General features: G+C 42.4%; 15 protein-coding genes. 4 read left to right on the top strand and 11 right to left on the bottom strand.

The genetic code is table 11. The annotated features are described in order from the left end of the window. Window positions 1-118: 118 nt before the first annotated feature. The 3 genes from HMPREF9010_RS09245 to HMPREF9010_RS09255 all read right to left on the bottom strand — a co-directional run bounded on the left by HMPREF9010_RS09245 (window position 119) and on the right by HMPREF9010_RS09255 (window position 3197). Complete coding sequence (locus HMPREF9010_RS09245) at window positions 119-541, bottom strand: Fur family transcriptional regulator (protein WP_004296218.1); 423 nt, start codon at window positions 539-541, stop codon at window positions 119-121. Window positions 542-548: 7 nt separating this feature from the next. Continuing rightward, entirely contained in the window at window positions 549-2495 is a 1947-nt protein-coding gene (locus HMPREF9010_RS09250) for a heavy metal translocating P-type ATPase (RefSeq protein ID WP_032852801.1), read from the bottom strand. Between the two features lie 66 nt (window positions 2496-2561). Continuing rightward, the gene (locus tag HMPREF9010_RS09255) at window positions 2562-3197 is read right to left on the bottom strand and encodes a porin family protein (RefSeq protein WP_008649804.1); all 636 of its coding nucleotides are present in this window, start codon (window positions 3195-3197) and stop codon (window positions 2562-2564) included. 1156 nt (window positions 3198-4353) lie between these two features. Here HMPREF9010_RS09255 and HMPREF9010_RS09260 point away from each other — a divergent pair. Next, window positions 4354-6453 carry a BT4734/BF3469 family protein gene (locus HMPREF9010_RS09260; RefSeq protein WP_008649803.1) on the top strand — a complete coding sequence of 700 codons (2100 nt, stop codon included), beginning with the start codon at window positions 4354-4356 and terminating at the stop codon, window positions 6451-6453. Window positions 6454-6570: 117 nt separating this feature from the next. Here HMPREF9010_RS09260 and HMPREF9010_RS09265 read toward each other — a convergent pair whose 3' ends face one another. After that, window positions 6571-7005 carry a DUF6078 family protein gene (locus HMPREF9010_RS09265; RefSeq protein ID WP_008649802.1) on the bottom strand — a complete coding sequence of 145 codons (435 nt, stop codon included), beginning with the start codon at window positions 7003-7005 and terminating at the stop codon, window positions 6571-6573. Between the two features lie 154 nt (window positions 7006-7159). Continuing rightward, a complete protein-coding gene (locus tag HMPREF9010_RS09270; protein ID WP_008649801.1) occupies window positions 7160-8428 on the bottom strand; it encodes an ATP-binding protein in 1269 nt (422 codons plus the stop codon). A 277-nt stretch (window positions 8429-8705) separates the two neighbouring features. Here HMPREF9010_RS09270 and HMPREF9010_RS09275 point away from each other — a divergent pair, with 277 nt between their 5' ends. Beyond that, entirely contained in the window at window positions 8706-10028 is a 1323-nt protein-coding gene (locus HMPREF9010_RS09275) for an ATP-binding protein (protein WP_008649799.1), read from the top strand. A 76-nt stretch (window positions 10029-10104) separates the two neighbouring features. Here the strand turns inward: HMPREF9010_RS09275 and HMPREF9010_RS09280 are convergent, their stop codons facing one another. From HMPREF9010_RS09280 to rpoN, 5 genes are all read right to left on the bottom strand, one after another. Continuing rightward, window positions 10105-11946: a 4-hydroxy-3-methylbut-2-en-1-yl diphosphate synthase gene (locus tag HMPREF9010_RS09280; protein ID WP_008649798.1), complete on the bottom strand. Its 1842-nt coding sequence runs from the start codon at window positions 11944-11946 to the stop codon at window positions 10105-10107. Continuing rightward, a complete protein-coding gene (gene purE / locus HMPREF9010_RS09285) occupies window positions 11946-12455 on the bottom strand; it encodes a 5-(carboxyamino)imidazole ribonucleotide mutase (protein ID WP_008649796.1) in 510 nt (169 codons plus the stop codon). Before purE ends, HMPREF9010_RS09280 begins: the two co-directional genes overlap by 1 nt. A gap of 91 nt (window positions 12456-12546) precedes the next feature. Then, a complete protein-coding gene (gene gcvH, locus HMPREF9010_RS09290; protein ID WP_004296232.1) occupies window positions 12547-12927 on the bottom strand; it encodes a glycine cleavage system protein GcvH in 381 nt (126 codons plus the stop codon). Window positions 12928-12956: 29 nt separating this feature from the next. Further along, window positions 12957-13628, bottom strand: a complete 672-nt coding sequence (locus HMPREF9010_RS09295) for a phosphatase PAP2 family protein (protein ID WP_004296233.1) — start codon at window positions 13626-13628, stop codon at window positions 12957-12959. A 64-nt stretch (window positions 13629-13692) separates the two neighbouring features. After that, window positions 13693-15180: an RNA polymerase factor sigma-54 gene (gene rpoN / locus HMPREF9010_RS09300; protein WP_004296234.1), complete on the bottom strand. Its 1488-nt coding sequence runs from the start codon at window positions 15178-15180 to the stop codon at window positions 13693-13695. A gap of 138 nt (window positions 15181-15318) precedes the next feature. On the opposite strand from rpoN, the gene HMPREF9010_RS09305 reads away from it, so the two are divergent. Continuing rightward, window positions 15319-16692, top strand: coding sequence for an aminopeptidase P family protein (locus tag HMPREF9010_RS09305; RefSeq protein WP_004311953.1), 1374 nt, complete (start codon window positions 15319-15321; stop codon window positions 16690-16692). A 218-nt stretch (window positions 16693-16910) separates the two neighbouring features. Continuing rightward, a complete protein-coding gene (locus HMPREF9010_RS09310; RefSeq protein WP_032852799.1) occupies window positions 16911-18221 on the top strand; it encodes an acetylxylan esterase in 1311 nt (436 codons plus the stop codon). 4 nt (window positions 18222-18225) lie between these two features. Here the strand turns inward: HMPREF9010_RS09310 and HMPREF9010_RS09315 are convergent, their stop codons facing one another. Further along, the gene (locus tag HMPREF9010_RS09315) at window positions 18226-18627 is read right to left on the bottom strand and encodes a hypothetical protein (RefSeq protein ID WP_004306977.1); all 402 of its coding nucleotides are present in this window, start codon (window positions 18625-18627) and stop codon (window positions 18226-18228) included. Window positions 18628-18676 lie beyond the last annotated feature (49 nt).

Here is an 18676-nt window from a genome sequence, read left to right as displayed (position 1 = left end):
AAAATGGGGAAAGTACCTAAACTGAAGTTACAGGTACTCAAAGTGCGAAATATAGTGATTATCCTATCCAAATTAGTGAATGGAATAAAACTGCGCATCGAAGTTTATAAAATATCTGTCATTTTTGAGAAGTACATTCGGAACAAACTCCTTTTAGTACATAGTTTATACTATGCAAAGTAAATCCTTTAGGCAAATCAATCACCGGGATATGTGTACCTTCCAGGCAGAATGTACGATGACATTTCTCACAATAAAAATGCGAATGTAAATCCTGTACCACACAATTGCAGGAGTTGTCGCAAACGGCATACTTCAACGAGCCGCTCCCATCGTCTATGCTATGTATGAGGTGATGAGACAAGAAGAGAGCGATGGTACGGGATATAGTCGATTTATCGACTGTATCGAGCAGTGTTTCCAAATCGAGCAATGACACCGCACGCTCTGCCTGCATCATCGCTTTTATCACCAGAAGCCTTATGGCAGTTGGCTTGATACCTCTTCTATCCAACTTATCCAAATAAATATCTTCTTCCATCTTTCTCCTATTTTATCATTTTCTGTATTCTGACAGCATTCATAATGGCAAGTAGCGCAACACCCACATCTGCAAAGACAGCTTCCCAAAGAGTAGCAATTCCACCGGCTCCCAAAATCAATACAAGTAATTTCACTCCAAATGCCAGTGATACATTCTGCCAAATAATTCTTCGTGTCAGTTTTCCTACTTTGATAGCTTCGGCTACCTTCGACGGCTGGTCTGTCTGTATCACGACATCGGCTGTTTCAATAGCCGCATCACTACCCAGTCCTCCCATAGCAATGCCAACATGACTTAGAGCGAGCACCGGTGCATCGTTCATTCCATCACCGACAAATGCGATCCGGTTTGCCTCATCCTGCCGCAGCTCTTCCAGATGATTCACTTTTCCTTCCGGCAACAGGTCACCATAAGCTTTCGATATACCGAGCTTTTCTGCAAAGTTAGTAACAATACTCTGTTTATCACCGGATAGTATCTGGATGTTTTCAATATTTAAAGCTTTTAAATTGTCAATAGCTACCTTTGCGTCCTCTTTCAGGGCATCAGCCAGCAGCAGATAACCTGCATAACGGTTTCCAACAGCACAGACCACGATGGTATCCGTTATTTCCAGCAGTTCTTTTGGATAGGATATATCAAACTTAGACAGTAACCGGCAATTACCGACCAGAACCATAGCCCCGTCTATCGTTGCTTCCAAACCATAGCCGGCAAATTCTTTTGTACCGGTAACAGCTACACATTCAATGTTTTGTTCTTTCGCATAATTCACAACAGCCTTGGCAATCGGATGAGTACTATCACTTTCTACCGAAGCAACCAGTTTCACTAATTCTTCTTCCGAAACCTCGCCTGCACTTTTACAGGCCTGTACTTCAAAGGTTCCTTTTGTCAGGGTTCCAGTTTTATCGAATACCACTGTATTGATCTTAGTGATAGCATCCAGATAATTACCACCCTTGAATAAAATTCCCAACCGGGATGCCGCTCCAATTCCCCCAAAGTAGCCCAACGGAATACTAACCACCAACGCACAGGGACACGAAATCACCAGAAAGACCAAAGCTCTGTATAGCCAATCATTAAATGCAAATACAAATGGAGGATTAATAAGTGAATAAACAAATGGACACAAAACAATTAACACTGCAAGCGCTATAACAATAGGTGTATAAATGCGCGCAAACTTACGAATAAACAATTCAGCCGGAGCCTTACGTTCGGAAGCATTCTGAACAAGTTCCAATATTCGGGCAAGTGCACTCTTATCAAAAGGTCTCGTTACCTCAAGCCGGATAACCTTATCGGTTACAATCATTCCGGCAAGTACTTCTTCACCTTTCCGAATATTACGAGGAACGCTTTCCCCCGTTAATGCGGCTGTATTGAAGGCAGCCACTTCATTCTGCATGGTTCCATCCAATGGTACCCGTTCGCCTGCCTTTATTTCTATGATTTCACCGACTTTTATCTTTTTAGGGCTTTCAATAACAAGATTGCCTTCCCGGAGCACTAATGCTTTCTCGGGTCTTACATCCAATAAGGCTCCGATATTACGTTTGGCTTTATCTACCGCTTTATCCTGAAACAGTTCTCCTACTGTATAGAATAACATCACGGCTACTCCTTCCGGATATTCACCAATATAGAAAGCTCCCAAAGTAGCTATAATCATTAGAGTGAACTCACTGAAATAGTCTTTTTCCCTGATACTTTCCCAGGCTTCTTTCATCACTGGAATTCCTACCGGAAGATAGGCCACGATATACCATATCAAGGCTACAGATCCTTCACGGAAGAATGCTAAATCGAGAGCATTCATAATTATTCCACCTGCCAGAAGCAGGAGAGAAAATATCACTTTCCCATATTCATGGAATACCGAAACCTTTGCATCAACCTTTTTTTCTGCTGCGCATGAATGAGCGCCACAACTACAATGTCCCATAACATTCATCATTTAGTTGACGCAAAGGTAACAAATGATTTATGCAACAAAGTTGCAAAATCCGTTTTAGAACATATATCCCAATGAGATCATCAGGTTTCTGTTCTTCATTCCTACTTCTTTGATTACCTCAACAAGTCCAAAGTCATAACTTATGGCAACCTGATATTTCTTGCTGAACTCAACCCCGGCTTTCAGTCCAAGACCGAAGTCGAATCGTTTCAGACCATCGTCTCCAAATATATCTTCGGATGCAGAATTGCCTCCTATTTCATCGAAATCAAAATAATCACCATCTACCTTCGCTTTTGCTTTTCCAAACAGTCCGACAGCCATATAAGGACCTACACTACCAAATAATGAGAAATCATCATTCACAGCATATTTATATCCTACACGTATCGGTATTTCCAGATAGTATGGATTAAATGTTATACTTGCAAGTGATCCGCCATCAACTTTAGCACCTTTCAATGTGAGCAATGCAGCGAAATCCATATAAGCACCACCGCCATTCGAAGCCTGCGACAATCCCACTTCCGCTTTAACACCTGCGTGAAAACCTATCCTGCTGTCAAAACCTGTAATGGTGTATTTACTAACATTCATACCTGCCATCACACCCCATTTCAGATTGTCTTGAGCATTGATACTCACCGCACTTATCGCTACTAAAGCGAATAATAATAAGGCCTTTTTCATACGAATAAATAATTTAATTATTGTTTAGAAATTATGTGAGGCAAAAATAATAATAATTCGCACAACTCCGAGAGGTTTAGTAAAAATATAAAAAATAAACGATATGAATCTTATGAGATATAGTCATAGCAAGGGAACCAGACTATTTCAAACGATTTTATGGAACATAGAACAAAAACACTCTGCACAGAGAAAAAAACATAGGATGAAAGACTGTATAACTTAATTAATTGTTATCTTTGCACAATCAGTCGTAGTGCGACTGTATTGTTTGTTTTAAGAAAAAAAGCGTTTAGCTGATTTCTGTGCTAGTGAAAAGTCGAAAATTCCAAACACACAGAGAAGCAGATAAATGCTCCTTGCAATATGCGGGGGGTGTTTCCTGTGTGTGTGTTTAGGGCTTCGACTCCCTCACTGGCGGATAGGCAAATGCTCTCCGCTTTTTTTGTGCCTATAAATTTGCAATTAAACGACAAATTAGCAATAATCACAAAGGCAAGTCAATTCGGATGGAGCGGCACCCGAACGACTGCAAAGTCGAAAACGTAACATTTAGATGTTACTACTTGCCTTTGAAAATATAAGAGACAGAGGCTAGCTATACCCTCGAGGGGAACAAATGGATTCATTCAGGAGTTCCCCTCTATTTTTGTAAAGATGTGCACTTGAATCCCCCTACAATAAAGTTTGAAAAACACAGAAACATCTTGCACCTTGCACTTTTTCGCCTTATTTCCCTAATATACAACACTCTAATCGAGTGCAAGATACGGTTGCAGATGCGTGCAAGATACCTATATCTTACACGCTGAATAAAACTCAAAAAGAACTGCACTACATCCACGGAAGATACGCATTAATTTATAGAATCTATGCAGAGAATGAGTTGTTCATGCCGAGAAACAATCTGTTTTCATGCTTTGGAACAAAGTGTTTGCTATATCTAAACAATGTGTTTCGCTATAGTGAACACTTTGTTTCAAGCAATTAAACAAAGTGTTTCAAGCATTTGAAACAAACCGGAACAGCAATCAACCGGAAACAAGCTGTTCAGTAATGACGGAAAAGTCCTAGTTGACGGATAAAACAACCGGATTTACTTGTCAGACCGGATAGTTATGGTTACCTTTATAAACTATTTAAATCAACAAAAAAGATGAAGGTTACTCAATTGAGAGTCAAGGACAAATCCACTGCATTAACTACAATGGAAATTGAAACATGGATAGAAAAAACACGAACTGAAACAAAGGCACAGCCTGTATCCGCTTTCAGAGAAGTGTTACGATATAGCCTCCCCGACTCACGCTGCTATGAAGCAGACAAATTGCCGAAGATTCTTCCTGCCGCAGAATTCCGCAGAACGGAAGGTGGCATACAGATGAAAAGTTACAACGGGATAGTAGAACTCACCGTCGGCCCGCTCGCAGGCAGTTCAGAAATCGCATTAGTGAAACAACTCGCTTGGGAACAGCCGCAAACGTACTGCGCTTTTACCGGTTCGAGCAAACGGAGCGTAAAGATCTGGGTGAAATTTACCCGCCCCGACAATTCGCTTCCTCAAAAAAGAGAGGAAGCGGAAATATTCCATGCACATGCCTACCGGCTTGCCGTGAAATGTTACCAACCACAAATTCCATTCAATATCTTATCGAAAGAACCTACGCTGGAACAATATTCACGACTATCATACGATACAGAACTCATGTACAGGCCGAATGCCGTACCGTTTTATCTGTCACAGCCCATGGGAATGCCCGAGGAACTATCTTATCGGGAAGCCGTACATTCGGAAAAGTCGCCACTGACACGAGCGGTACCGGGATACGATACGGAGAAAGCTCTATTTATGCTCTTTGAAGCGGCATTGAGGAAAACTCATGAAGAGATTTACAAAGCAGAAGACGAAGGCGCCCGCCCGAGAGAGGGAGACTTTCAGGCAGTAGTGACACAATTGGCCGTCAACTGTTTCCAGTCGGGTATTCCTGAAGAAGAAACGGTGAAACGTACTATTTTTCACTACTACTTGCGAAATCAGGAAGCGATTATCCGCCAGTTAATCAGAAATGTATATGACGAGTGTGAAGGATTTGGCAAGAAAAGCAGCCTGGGTAAAGAACAGGCACTGGCTTTTCAAACCGAGGAATTTATGAAACGACGCTATGAATTCCGCTACAACACCCAAATAGGTGAGGTGGAATACCGCGAACGAAACTCATTCCGTTTTTACTTCAATCCGATTGACAAACGGGTATTAAACAGCATCGCACTGGACGCACAAGCTGAAGGTATCCCCTTGTGGGACAGAGACATCAGCCGATATATCTACTCCAACCGTGTACCGGTATTCAATCCGTTGGAAGAATTCCTTTACCATCTCCCGGTCTGGGACGGACGCGACCGTATCCGTGGACTGGCGCAAACAGTGCCCTGTAAGAATCCCTACTGGACGGAATTGTTTCACCGTTGGTTCCTTAATATGGTGATGCACTGGCGTGGAACGGATAAAAAATATGCAAACAATGTGTCTCCCCTATTGGTCGGCGGACAAGGAACTCGTAAATCTACATTTTGCCGGAGCATTATCCCGCCTGCCATACGGGCATATTATACGGACAGCATTGATTTCTCACAGAAAAAGGAAGCCGAAAGGTACCTTAACCGGTTTGCACTAATCAATATTGACGAGTTCGACCAGATAAGCGCCAATCAGCAAGGATACTTGAAACATATTCTTCAAAAACCGGTGGTAAATATGCGCAAACCCTACGGGAATGCCGTGTTGGAAATGCGGCGCTATGCATCATTCATCGCTACAAGTAACCAGAAAGACTTGCTCACCGATCCTTCGGGCAGCCGCCGTTTTATCTGTATAGAAGTGACGGATACAATAGACAACAGTCATGCCATAGATTATGAACAACTCTATGCACAAGCCATGTATGAACTGGATCATAACGAACGTTATTGGTTTGACCGGGAAGAGGAACGGATGATGACAGAAAACAACCGGGAGTTTGAACAGACTACACCCGAAGAGCAACTGTTCTATCGTTATTTTCGTCCGGCCAAAGAGCAGGAAGAAGGTGGTGAATGGCTTTCTCCGGCAGAAATACTGGAAGATATCAACAAAAACAGCACTATATCATTGTCTAATAAACGGACAAGCGTATTCGGCCGGATACTCTGCAAACACAATATACCTTCCAAACGTGCCAACCGAGGCACTCTCTACCATGTTGTAAGGCTTTCATAATACAAACAGATGCGTGCAAGACACTTTATCTTACACGCATCTGCAACCATATCTTGCACGCCACCAATCAATTCGTATTCAAGCCATTAACAGTCAAAAGTGCAAGGTGCAAGATAATTACCATTTATATTCTTCTGTGTAGGAATCAAATGCAGGTTCTTCCGTTATTCCTTTTTGGCGGAAAATCCGCCGGATATATTCCTGTTGTTCCGGAGCGAGATATTTCTCTTTACGATAGAAGCGGTAATACATTCCCCGTCCGAAATGGCTTAACATCAAGCTTTTAAGTTGTTCCGCATCCTTATGGGGCACGTTATCCAACAAGTGCCTGACTCCCCACGCTACACGTATTTTCTGTACCGGCTTATAAAAAGAACAAGCATTCGCATCTTCCGGGATGCAATTGGGATTTACCACAGACAGAGTGGGATACTGGTCGGTACTATGCATTGCCACCAAACGATGCAGGCATTTTTCTCCTTTCGGACATCGGCTGTTAAAGCAATGAGCGAAACTATAAGGCACTGACTGATAGTCAAAATTATCTTCCATTATTATTCCAAGTTTTATTTCCTATTTGGCAGAGCAAAGTTACAGCAAATTATCAGCCATACAATTTATATCGCACTTTATTTTTCTGAACATTCCTCAAAATAATAACCAGACTATTTATTCCAACATAGCGACAAATGTTTCGTGCCTCTCCCTACCGCAACAACCATTTCCAAACAGGTACGACTTCTATGTCCAACTCATCTGCTGAAACAGTCCTTTCCTCATCCCAAGTAATGACAAAGGCTTTTTTGATGCCAAAAACTTCCGACATTTTACATAAAGCCCTGATTTCCCGTTCCCGAGTGAGCGGATCATCAATGCTATATGATACTTGTATAGCCATTTCTTCATCAGGAATATAAAAATCCACCTCCACACCTTTATGATAAAAGAACACTCTATCTTCCTCTTTTCCATACCGTTCTATCAAATTTATAGCTACAATATTCTCCAACAACTTAGTTTCGGCATTAATCAGAAAATTACCAAGCAGTCCATTGTCATAAAAATATCTTTTACAACTAGACATACGTTCAGCTACCGAATCTGTAAAATTAGGAATATTAAAAGTCAGATAGACATCATTCATATAAGTCAGATAATCCGCCAATGTATTACGGCTGATGCCACTACCTGAAGATTTTACAATATGCAATAGTCGTGTCTGTGTAGTTGGCTGCATGACACTTTCAGCAAGTTTCTTTGCTAGCAGGCGGATAGCGCCACTATTGCGAATCTCGTTACGTGCTATAATATCCCCCAACAAAATCTTTTGATATAACGAATTAATCCATTCCCGTTTATCTGTCAGAGAGAACATTTCGGCAAAACCGCCGAAATGGAAATAGGTATTGAATAATTTAATGACCTCCAACCGTTGCTCCGGATCAAATTCCCAGTTTGTCTTCAAGTGAATTTGATGAAAAGTCAAATACTCGGCAAATGAAAAAGGAAATACTTCCCGTATGATATACCGTCCGCCTAAAGTAGTGGCAATATCCCTGCTAAGCATTCTCGCATTGCTTCCGGTTATGAAAACCCTATATTTAGAATCTGCCAGTCTACGAGCGAATTTTTCCCATCCTTCAATATTCTGAATCTCATCAAGATAAACCAAGGGTTTGCGGTTATCATACATTTCAGCATAACATTCCAACAGAAGTCCCAGTTCTGAAGCCTCAATGGAAGAGATACGTTCATCTTCAAAATTAATATAAAGGCAATCTTCAAGGGTCGCCTTGCCCGATCTCACAAGATTCTGTATATCCTGATACATCTGATAAGATTTACCCGCCCGACGAATACCGACCAGAACATAATTCGCCTGCTCCTCAAAATAGATCGGTCTTTCAACCAACTGAATCTTACCGATTTCTTGCTGACGTTCGGCTATAATTGCCTTTATTATCCGTTTTTCCATAAAATATGCTTTTTATATTGCACAAATATAGCGAAATTATGCTCAATATATTAAGCAATACACCCTTTTTCTTTCCAACTATAGCTAATATTTCCTATATAGCCCATACCACACGGACTACCCGAAAAGGAGATGTACCTTATCTTTGACACATCTTTTTTCCAGGGAAGGATAAAGAATTTATAAAAAGAAAGAAAAAGTTTGCCGTTCCCTTAAGAATAAATATCTTTGTAACCGTGGTTACAGTAACCACAGTTACTAATATAATTCACTGATTATGAGGTTTTATAATAGAGAAGAAGAACTAAAAGAGCTAAAACGAATTCAGCAATTGGCATTTGAGGAAAGTTCAAGAATGACAGTCGTTACCGGTCGCCGTAGAATTGGGAAGACGAGCCTCATCATGAAAGCCGTTGAACAGACTCCCACTGTCTACTTATTTATAGGGCGCAAAAATGAAGCAACTTTGTGCGAAGAATTCATCCCACTTATCGCACAAGCCCTGCAAATCTTTGTTCCGACAGAAATCCGAAGTTTCCGAAACTTATTCCAATACCTAATGCAGCTTTCGACACAACGGACTTTCAACCTGGTTATTGATGAATTTCAGGAATTCTATACTATTAATGAATCCATATTCAGCGATATGCAAAATATTTGGGACCAATATCGGAAGTCCTCACACATGAATTTAATTGTCAGTGGTTCCATCTACTCTCTTATGCAAAAAATTTTCCAAAACAACAAAGAGCCACTCTTCGGAAGAGCCGATAACATAATCAAGTTGTCAGCTTTCAGTCTCTCTGTTCTAAAAGAAATCATGTATGAATATGCCCCGACACATTCGAATGATGATCTTTTAGCACTTTATACTTTTACTGGCGGGGTGCCTAAATACGTGGAACTTTTTTGCGACAACCATACGCTTCACGTGGAAAGTATGATCCATTTTATGGCTCGCGATAATTCTCCCTTTACCGAAGAAGGAAAAAATTTGTTGATAGAAGAATTCGGGAAAAATTACGGAACCTACTTTTCTATTTTAAGTGCAATTGCCGGAGGCAGAAATACACAAGCAGAAATTGAGGCAGCACTAGGAGAAAAAAGCGCAGGTGGCTATCTGAAACGTCTGATAGACGATTATAATATTATCATACGTCAACGTCCCATTTTAGCAAAAGAGAACTCGACGACTGTCCGATATGAAATATGCGATAATTTTATCAGGTTCTGGTTCAATTACTTCGATCGTAACCGTTCATTGATAGAAATTAAAAACTTTGTAGGGCTGCGTAATATCATAGAAACTGATTATCCAACCTACAGCGGAAAGATATTAGAACTTTACTTCAAACAGAAATTCGCTGAAAGTTATCAATTCCGCGCTATCGGGTCATGGTGGGAAACCAAAGGGAATCAAAACGAAATAGATATTGTTGCACTCTGTCTTGAAAAAAACAAAGCAGTAGTTGCTGAAGTAAAACGCCAACGTAAAAACTTTAAGCCAGAGTTGCTGGAACAGAAAGTTGAACATTTGAAGAAAAAGCTATTGCCTCGTTATACTATTGAAACAATGTGTTTGTCATTGGAAGATATGTAGTACATAGTTAGGCACGGATGACAGGTTTTCTATGAGATCAGTACCCCATCACCTGTATTCCGTGCCCAATATAATATCATTGTTGGTTTTCTTCCCGGTCTGTCCGGATAAACTCCAGAAGTCGTTCTACCGCTTCTTCTTCAGGAATATTTTTCTCTACGCACACCTTGCCTTTATAGAGACTGATTTTCCCCCGTCCTGCTCCTACATAGCCGTAGTCTGCATCTGCCATCTCACCGGGACCATTCACGATACACCCCATGATGCCGATCTTCAGCCCTTTCAAATGTGAAGTGGCTGCCTTGATACGGGCAATAGTCTTTTCCAAGTCGTAAAGTGTACGGCCGCAACCGGGACAAGATATATATTCTGTTTTGGAGGTACGGGTACGTCCGGCCTGCAAGATTCCGAAAGCAGTAGCATCAACGACGGCATGGCTCAAGTTCCCCTGATTGAACAGGAAGATGCCATCACAAAGACCGTCAAAAATCAAGGCTCCCATATCGGCTGCGGACTTTATCTGCAAATTCTCCGCATCATCTTCCGAATAATGCTGGAAGAAGACAACCGGATTTTGTAAACCTTCCGTCATTAGTTGATGTACCAGTGCACGGTGCTCACCCAAACGGTTCGGGTGATTGCTTTGGGAAACAATCACTACCTCCGGATGATGTTTCAGACAGGCTATCACTTCATCCGTTTGTGCCATGTAGGGCATAAACAGGAATTTAAGCTCTGCATTGCATTCTCCCATTAAAGGCAGCTGTGCATGATTGAATGCAGGCCAGCTTCCGTCTTCTCCCTGCCATACATCCGCATCAAGAATATATTCTACTCCGTCTTCCCGTTGATCGGGCAAGGTTCTTCCGGCGTAAATATAGTCCGGTGTGAATTGCGGGTTTACCTCTGTCTTCCCGTCCATGCGGTCGGCAATAACCACAGGTACATGTTCACCTCCGATATTACGGACGGCTTTTGTCTTGCGACGTTCGGGAGACAGATAATTGAATTCCGGTGCTTCCAATCCCGGGATATAAGGATGATCCTGCCTCAACAGAACATAATCCACCAGTTTACGGGCCACCGGGATTTCAGCTTCAGGAGCTTCGCTCAAAGATACCCGAATAGTATCTCCCAATCCGTCACTCAACAGCGCACCGATGCCAAGGGCGGACTTGATACGTCCGTCTTCTCCATCTCCGGCTTCTGTCACCCCGAGGTGTAATGGGAAAGCCATCCCTTCTTTTTCCATGACGTCTACCAACAGGCGGACAGTTTTTACCATGACCACCGTATTAGAAGCCTTGATGGAAATCACCACATCCGTGAAGTTTTCCTCTACACAGATACGGAGAAACTCCATGCAGGACTCTACCATTCCTGCGGGGGTATCGCCATAACGGGACATGATACGATCGGACAGAGAGCCATGATTTACTCCAATCCGGATAGCCGTGTGATTCTCTTTACAGATATTCAGGAACGGGACAAACCGGTCATGGATTTTCTGTATTTCCTGCGCATACTCCTCGTCTGTATATTCCAGTTTTTTAAAAGTACGCGCAGCATCTACATAATTTCCCGGATTGATTCGCACCTTTTCTGCGTATTGAGCAGCCACGTCTGCCACTTTCGGATTGAAATGCACATCGGCAACCAACGGAACCATATATCTCTGGCTACGCAGTCCGATATTAATGTTCATCAAGTTTTCGGCTTCTTTGATGCCCTGGGTTGTGAGGCGGACATACTCTCCACCTGCATCAACAATACGTTTCGCCTGTTCCACACAAGCCTGTGTATCCTGCGTAGACGTGTTCGTCATCGACTGGACACGAATAGAATTGGGGCCGCCCAACGGCACAGCCCCAATATTTACTTCTGTGGTTTCTCTTCGAAAATAATTGAATAGATCCATTAGTTCGTTTTATATTCAAACTTCACTTCTTTCAGTTCTTCGTTTGCTTTTACGATTTTCTTTTTCAGTCCTTCCTTGTAAGCAGCAAAAGCTTCTGCCAGTTTCTCATCGCTCAATGCCAGCATCTGGATGGCAAGGATAGCGGCATTCATCGCTCCGTTGATGGCAACCGTTGCTACAGGAATGCCCGGAGGCATCTGAATGATAGAATAAAGTGCGTCCACACCATCGAGCACGGAACCTTTTACAGGTACTCCGATCACCGGCAATGTAGTGTTAGCCGCAATTACACCGGGAAGGGCGGCAGCCATTCCGGCAGCAGCGATAATTACTTTAATGCCACGGTTGCGGGCATTCTTCGCAAACTCTTCCACAGCTTCGGGCGTGCGGTGAGCAGAAAGAGCGTTCATTTCGAACGATACATGCATATCATTCAGTAGCTGTGCAGCCTTCTCCATAACAGGAAGGTCGGACGTGCTGCCCATGATAATACTTACAATTGGAGTCATAGAATAAAAATTAAAAGCCTCTTCACAGCCCTTTCACGAAGAGAGGGGGTTCAGCTACATTCAACTTATATTAGTTATATTTCTGTTTGCACTATCCGTTTACCACGGCTTTATACGCTTCGGCATCCAGTAGATCTTCCACCGCTTTTACATCCGCCGGCTTCACTTTAATCAACCAACCTTCGCCATAGGGATCTTTATTAACCAGTTCCGGGTTTTCTTCCAATGCTTCATTTTGTTCGAGCACCTCACCTGCTATCGGCAGGAAAAGATCGGAAATAGTTTTCACTACTTCAATCGTTCCGAAAGTTTCACCGGCTTCCAACGTTTCACCAACAGTCGGGATATCTACGAACACAATATCGCCCAATTGTTCCTGTGCATAATCGGTGATACCAACGTATGCAATGTCTCCGTCAACGCGAATCCATTCGTGTTCGTTCGTGTACTTCAAATTCTGTGGAAAGTTCATAATGATTAGTTTTTAGGATTTATACTGTTTTAAAATAAAAATACTCGAAATAAGATGTTACTCACCGGATGAAGTACCAAAAGGGCACATATCAGACCGACAGCAAAACCGGAAAGCACCTCACCCAGCGTGTGATGTCCCAGAACAATGCGTGCAGAACCCAATATACCGGCAATCAAAATAAACAGGCATAGCCATCCGACCGGATTGTAACCGAACAAGGCACTGAAAGAAATCAAGCCTCCGATCACCCCACCCATTCCTGCCATGTGTTCGCTCAACTTCCATTTCAGGTTTACTGCAATGCAAATGATAGACACTACCAGGGAAGCAAGAATGATACCAGTCATATACCACGGGATATTCAGCCTACGCATCATCAGCAGGCAGAACACATACGAGATGATGGTCAGCAGAATAGGTACATAACGCTTCTTACGTTCACTCAACTCCTGACGGGCAAACCCATTGATTTTACGAAACAAGAAAATTGTAATAGTAGGTGTCAGTATGGTGAAGCAGTAAACGATTCCCAACACTATCAACTTATATTGTATCGGCATGATACGAAGATAAGAAAACAGGAATAACACCAGAAACGATAAAAACGGAATAGAAAATGGAGTAAAGACCATCGAAGTGACTCTCGCCACCTGCAACATCGTCTTATCCGCTATGATATGTTCTCTCTCTCTGTCCACTCTTCTTTGATTACTAGTTACTAATTATAAATTACAATTCTCATTCTTCATTGTCAATTATCCATTATTTCCGCAGTCTCGCCACGGGGATATTCAGTTGTTGACGGTATTTGGCTACTGTCCTGCGGGCAATGGGATAACCTTTCTCCTTTAATATATCCGCCAATTCATCATCGGTCAGGGGTTTCTTCTTGTCCTCGCCTTCAATACACTCTTTCAGGATCTTACGAATCTCACGGACAGACATCTCTTCGCCATCTTCTGTGGTATATCCGTCGCTGAAAAAGTATTTGAGCGGATAGATACCGTAATTCGTCTGTACATATTTACTGTTACTCACACGGGAGATTGTCGAAATATCCAATCCCGTACGTTCCGCCACGTCTTTCAGAATCATCGGTTTCAATAGCGATTCATCTCCTTCCAAGAAGAAAGGACGTTGCAGGTCGATAATCGCCTGCATGGTAACCATCAAGGTATTCTGACGCTGACGGACAGCATCGATAAATCCTTGTGCCGCATCCATTTTCTGTTTCAGAAACATCATCGCTTCTTTAGATTCCTTAGACTGGTTAGCCCTGTTTTTTGTATGCTCCTCCACCATTTCCGTGAAGTCACGACTCATACGGAGTTCGGGAACATTGCGGTTATTGAGACTTACATTGATGGTTCCGTCATCATACGTTTCCACAATAAAGTCAGGAACTATTTGTTGGAGATTTCTGCCAATTGCTTCTCCTAAAGAAGCACCCGGACGTGGATTCAGTTTGGTTATTTCAGTAATGGTTTCCTGGAAAGTCTCTTCATCAATATCCAGTTTCTTTATAATCTTCTCCCAATGTTTACGGGTGAATTCTTCGTAACATTCTCTGATAATCCTTTCTTCCAGATTCAAGATAGGACTGGGAGTTTTCTCTTCTTCTTTTTTCCGGCGAATCTGTATCAACAGACATTCCTGAAGACTACGCGCACCGATACCTGCCGGATCGAAGTCCTGTAAGATGTTCAATGCTTCTTCCAGTTCTTCTTCGGTCGATTCGATACCGGCATAAATCGCCAGTTCGTCGCAGATACTTTCCAAAGATTTGCGAAGCAATCCGTCATCATCCAATGAACCGATCAGGTATTCCACCAAGTCACACTGGTGCTCTGTCAGGTTGCGTTCACGCAACTGTTCTTTCAGGATTTCATAAAAAGAGGTGGAGTCGGAAAATGGAATATCCTCCGCTTGTTCATCTTTCGAACGGTTGTTCTCTTGCAATTTATAATCGGGAATATCGTCTTCTGTCAGATAGTCACTCAAAGAATCATAGTCATTGGCATCGCTATCCATGCCATCCTCTGCATTCTCGGTATCGGAATATTCATTATCCGTAGCATTCTCTTCTTTACCTTCTTCAAGTGCCGGATTTTCAAGCAGTTCAGCATGGATACGGTCTTCCAACTCTACTGCGGGAAGCTCCAACAGTTTCACGACCAGAATCTGCTGGGGCGAGAGCGTCTGTACCTGCTGTTGCGCCTGAGATTGTATTTGACGGGAACCTTGTGCCATATTCGTTTTTGCTTTCTACTGTTTCTCGCTACAAAAGTAACTTTTTAACGAGAGATTACACAGATTAGGGAGATAATTTTTAATCCTATAACACAAAATTCGTTATCTTTGTTGCACGAACTTAAAAACTAGGACAATATGTTTGCCAAAGAAACGTATATGCAGCGGAGAGCCCTGCTAAAAAAGAACTTAGGCTCCGGAGTGTTGTTATTTCTCGGAAATGACGAGTGCGGACTGAATTACGAAGATAACACATTCCGTTATCGTCAGGATTCCACTTTCCTTTATTATTTCGGACTTTCATGTGCCGGACTTTCGGCTATTATCGATATAGATGAAGACAAAGAAATTATCTTTGGTGATGAGTTGTCTATCGACGCAATCGTATGGATGGGATCACAGCCGACGTTGCACGAAAAATGCGAACGTGTAGGCGTAAAAAATCTGATGCCGTCTGCTGACATTGTAAGCGACCTCCATCAGTGTGTACAGAAAGGGAAAGCAATTCACTATCTGCCTCCTTACCGCCCTGAACATAAACTGAAACTGATGGACTGGCTGGGTATTCCTCCCGCACATCAGGAAGGTTCTGTTCCATTCATCCGTGCCGTGATCGCTCAACGCAACTATAAATCTGCAGAAGAAATCGTAGAAATAGAAAAGGCTTGCGATGTAACTGCCGATATGCATATTACAGCTATGAAAGTACTTCGTCCGGGTATGTACGAATATGAAGTGGTAGCTGAAATGAACCGGGTGGCCGAATCTAATAACTGCCAGCTATCATTCGCTACAATTGCCACTATCAACGGGCAGACTCTGCACAATCATTATCACGGAAATAAAGTGAAGCCGGGTGATTTGTTCTTAATCGATGCCGGTGCAGAAGTAGAGTCAGGTTATGCGGGTGATATGTCGTCTACCATTCCTGCCGATAAGAAGTTCACCACCCGTCAGCGTGAAGTATACGAGATTCAGAACGCCATGCATCTGGAATCCGTAAAGGCTCTCCGTCCGGGTATTCCTTATATGGACGTATACGAACTGTCAGCCCGCGTCATGGTGGACGGTATGAAGACGCTCGGATTGATGAAAGGAAATACCGAGGATGCTGTACGCGAAGGTGCCCATGCGTTGTTCTATCCGCACGGACTAGGTCACATGATGGGATTGGATGTACATGATATGGAGAATCTGGGAGAGATATGGGTAGGTTACAACGGTCAACCGAAGAGCACACAGTTCGGTCGCAAATCGCAACGCCTCGCTATTCCATTGGAACCGGGTTTTGTACACACGGTAGAACCGGGTATTTATTTTATTCCGGAACTGATCGACATGTGGAAAGCAGAAAAGAAATTTACCGATTTTATCAACTACGAGATAGTGGAGACTTATAAGGACTTCGGTGGTATCCGCAATGAGGAAGATTATCTGATTACAGAAACCGGTGCCCGCCGATTAGGCAAGAAGATTCCTTTGACACCGGAAGAGGTGGAAGCTTTAAGATAAAAAGCCTCATCAAAATAAAAGAAGAACCTTTCTTCTATTCAAAATCAATAGCGGAAGCTTTTCATCCGGATGAAAAACTTCCGCTATTTTTGTCAAAGTACCAAATAGTCCATCTAAAATCACATTTTTTCTACCCTTCTTTTCCCGAATCTTGCGTAATATTGCAACAGAATTAAAATAATTCACTTTTTAATGATATAAAAACAATGAATAACACCATGAAGAGACTACTTTTATCTGTATGGCTATTGTCACTTTCCTTACTGTCCGCCGTAGCTGAAAACTATCCTTATAAAAGCGATGTGCTTTGGGTCACCGTACCCAATCATGCCGACTGGCTTTATAAAACCGGAGAAAAAGTAACTGTAGAAGTACAATTCTATAAATACGGCATCCCCAGGGATAATGTAACCGTCACTTATGAAATTGGCGGTGATATGATGCCTGTTGCCGATACAAAAGGAAGTATAACTTTAAAGAATGGCAGGGGGGTGATTCCTGTGGGCACAATGAAAGAGCCGGGATTCCGCGACTGCCGCCTGAAAGCAACCGTAGATGGAAAGACCTATTCACATCATATCAAAGTAGGATTTTCACCGGAGAAACTTCACCCATATACAACCATGCCTTCCGATTTCAAGGAATTTTGGGAAAAGGCTAAAGCGGAACAAAAGGAGTTTCCCCTAACGTATACCAAAGAACATGTCGAAAAATATTCCACTGATAAAATAGACTGTTATCTCGTAAAATTGCAACTGAACAAACGTGGACAATGCGTCTACGGATATTTATTCTATCCGAAAAAAGAAGGAAAGTTCCCGGTTGTCTTATGCCCTCCGGGAGCAGGAATCAAAACCATCAAAGAACCTCTACGCCATAAATATTATGCGGAACAAGGATGCATCCGTTTTGAATTCGAGATACACGGCCTCAACCCGGAAATGAGTGAAGAAGAATTCAAAGAAATCAGCAACGCTTTCAATGGCAGAGAAAACGGCTACCTGACCAATGGGCTCGACAGTCGTGATAATTATTATATGAAACGGGTATATCTGGCCTGTGTACGCGGTATCGACTTTCTAACTTCCCTACCGGAATGGGATGGCAAAAATATAATCGCACAAGGAGGTAGTCAGGGAGGCGCTCTGGCATTAATCGCTGCCGGACTGGATGAACGGGTGACAGCTTGTGTCGCCAATCATCCTGCATTAAGCGATATGGCAGGCTATAAAGCCGGACGTGCCGGCGGATATCCTCATTTCTTCAGGAATTCGGTAGATATGGATACTCCTGAAAAAATAAAGACAATGGCCTATTATGATGTTGTGAACTTTGCGAAATTAATCAAAGCAGATACCTACATGACATGGGGATTCAACGATGATGTATGTCCTCCGACAACCAGCTACATCGTATACAATGTACTAAACTGTCCGAAAGAAGCACTGATTACTCCCATTAATGAGCATTGGACTTCCAACGATACCGAGTATGGACATCTGCTTTGGATAAAGAAGCATTTAAAGTGAAGTTTTAATCATTCCATCTGGATGCGGGCAATTCTTTTTTCCCGTAACCTTTTTTCCAGGCATACGCTTTCCTCTTCCTGAGATAAAGCGTATCGCCACAATGTTTCATCGCCTCCCAATTAAAGATAGAATGGTGACAGATGATCTTTTCAAACCAATAAAGTATGTGATAAGTCACGAATGGTAACACCATCCACCACCATGAAAACAGTAACGATAAAATAAGTGCTGGTATCAGGGTTAAAGAAAAACATTCCCAATACTGTCTGGCATGAATTCGGAGTTCCATATCTTCCCAGACTTCCAGATATTTATAGCGGGTAAAGAAAAACCAGCCTAACATAAAATAGTGCTTCTTCCCTTTTCCTAAGAACCACTTTGCTAAAAGACTATTATAAAAAATCATATTCACATTTTTTTTGTTGCATGTAGTCCCTTCTTAACAGCAAAAGTAA

The organism is Bacteroides sp. 3_1_23 (genome assembly GCF_000162555.1).
Classification (GTDB): domain Bacteria; phylum Bacteroidota; class Bacteroidia; order Bacteroidales; family Bacteroidaceae; genus Bacteroides; species Bacteroides ovatus.
Note: the sequence above shows the minus strand (reverse complement) of the source record. Positions and strands in the feature narration are given on the sequence as shown.

Excerpts from the sequence above, each read along its gene's own strand:
- gcvH (WP_004296232.1), bottom strand. The coding sequence starts at position 12,927 with ATGAACTTTCCACAGAATTTGAAGTACACGAACGAACACGAATGGATT.
- HMPREF9010_RS09305 (WP_004311953.1), top strand. The coding sequence starts at position 15,319 with ATGTTTGCCAAAGAAACGTATATGCAGCGGAGAGCCCTGCTAAAAAAG.
- purE (WP_008649796.1), bottom strand. The coding sequence starts at position 12,455 with ATGACTCCAATTGTAAGTATTATCATGGGCAGCACGTCCGACCTTCCT.
- rpoN (WP_004296234.1), bottom strand. The coding sequence starts at position 15,180 with ATGGCACAAGGTTCCCGTCAAATACAATCTCAGGCGCAACAGCAGGTA.
- HMPREF9010_RS09265 (WP_008649802.1), bottom strand. The coding sequence starts at position 7,005 with ATGGAAGATAATTTTGACTATCAGTCAGTGCCTTATAGTTTCGCTCAT.
- HMPREF9010_RS09275 (WP_008649799.1), top strand. The coding sequence starts at position 8,706 with ATGAGGTTTTATAATAGAGAAGAAGAACTAAAAGAGCTAAAACGAATT.
- HMPREF9010_RS09250 (WP_032852801.1), bottom strand. The coding sequence starts at position 2,495 with ATGGGACATTGTAGTTGTGGCGCTCATTCATGCGCAGCAGAAAAAAAG.
- HMPREF9010_RS09255 (WP_008649804.1), bottom strand. The coding sequence starts at position 3,197 with ATGAAAAAGGCCTTATTATTATTCGCTTTAGTAGCGATAAGTGCGGTG.
- HMPREF9010_RS09270 (WP_008649801.1), bottom strand. The coding sequence starts at position 8,428 with ATGGAAAAACGGATAATAAAGGCAATTATAGCCGAACGTCAGCAAGAA.
- HMPREF9010_RS09245 (WP_004296218.1), bottom strand. The coding sequence starts at position 541 with ATGGAAGAAGATATTTATTTGGATAAGTTGGATAGAAGAGGTATCAAG.
- HMPREF9010_RS09260 (WP_008649803.1), top strand. The coding sequence starts at position 4,354 with ATGAAGGTTACTCAATTGAGAGTCAAGGACAAATCCACTGCATTAACT.
- HMPREF9010_RS09310 (WP_032852799.1), top strand. The coding sequence starts at position 16,911 with ATGAAGAGACTACTTTTATCTGTATGGCTATTGTCACTTTCCTTACTG.
- HMPREF9010_RS09280 (WP_008649798.1), bottom strand. The coding sequence starts at position 11,946 with ATGGATCTATTCAATTATTTTCGAAGAGAAACCACAGAAGTAAATATT.
- HMPREF9010_RS09315 (WP_004306977.1), bottom strand. The coding sequence starts at position 18,627 with ATGATTTTTTATAATAGTCTTTTAGCAAAGTGGTTCTTAGGAAAAGGG.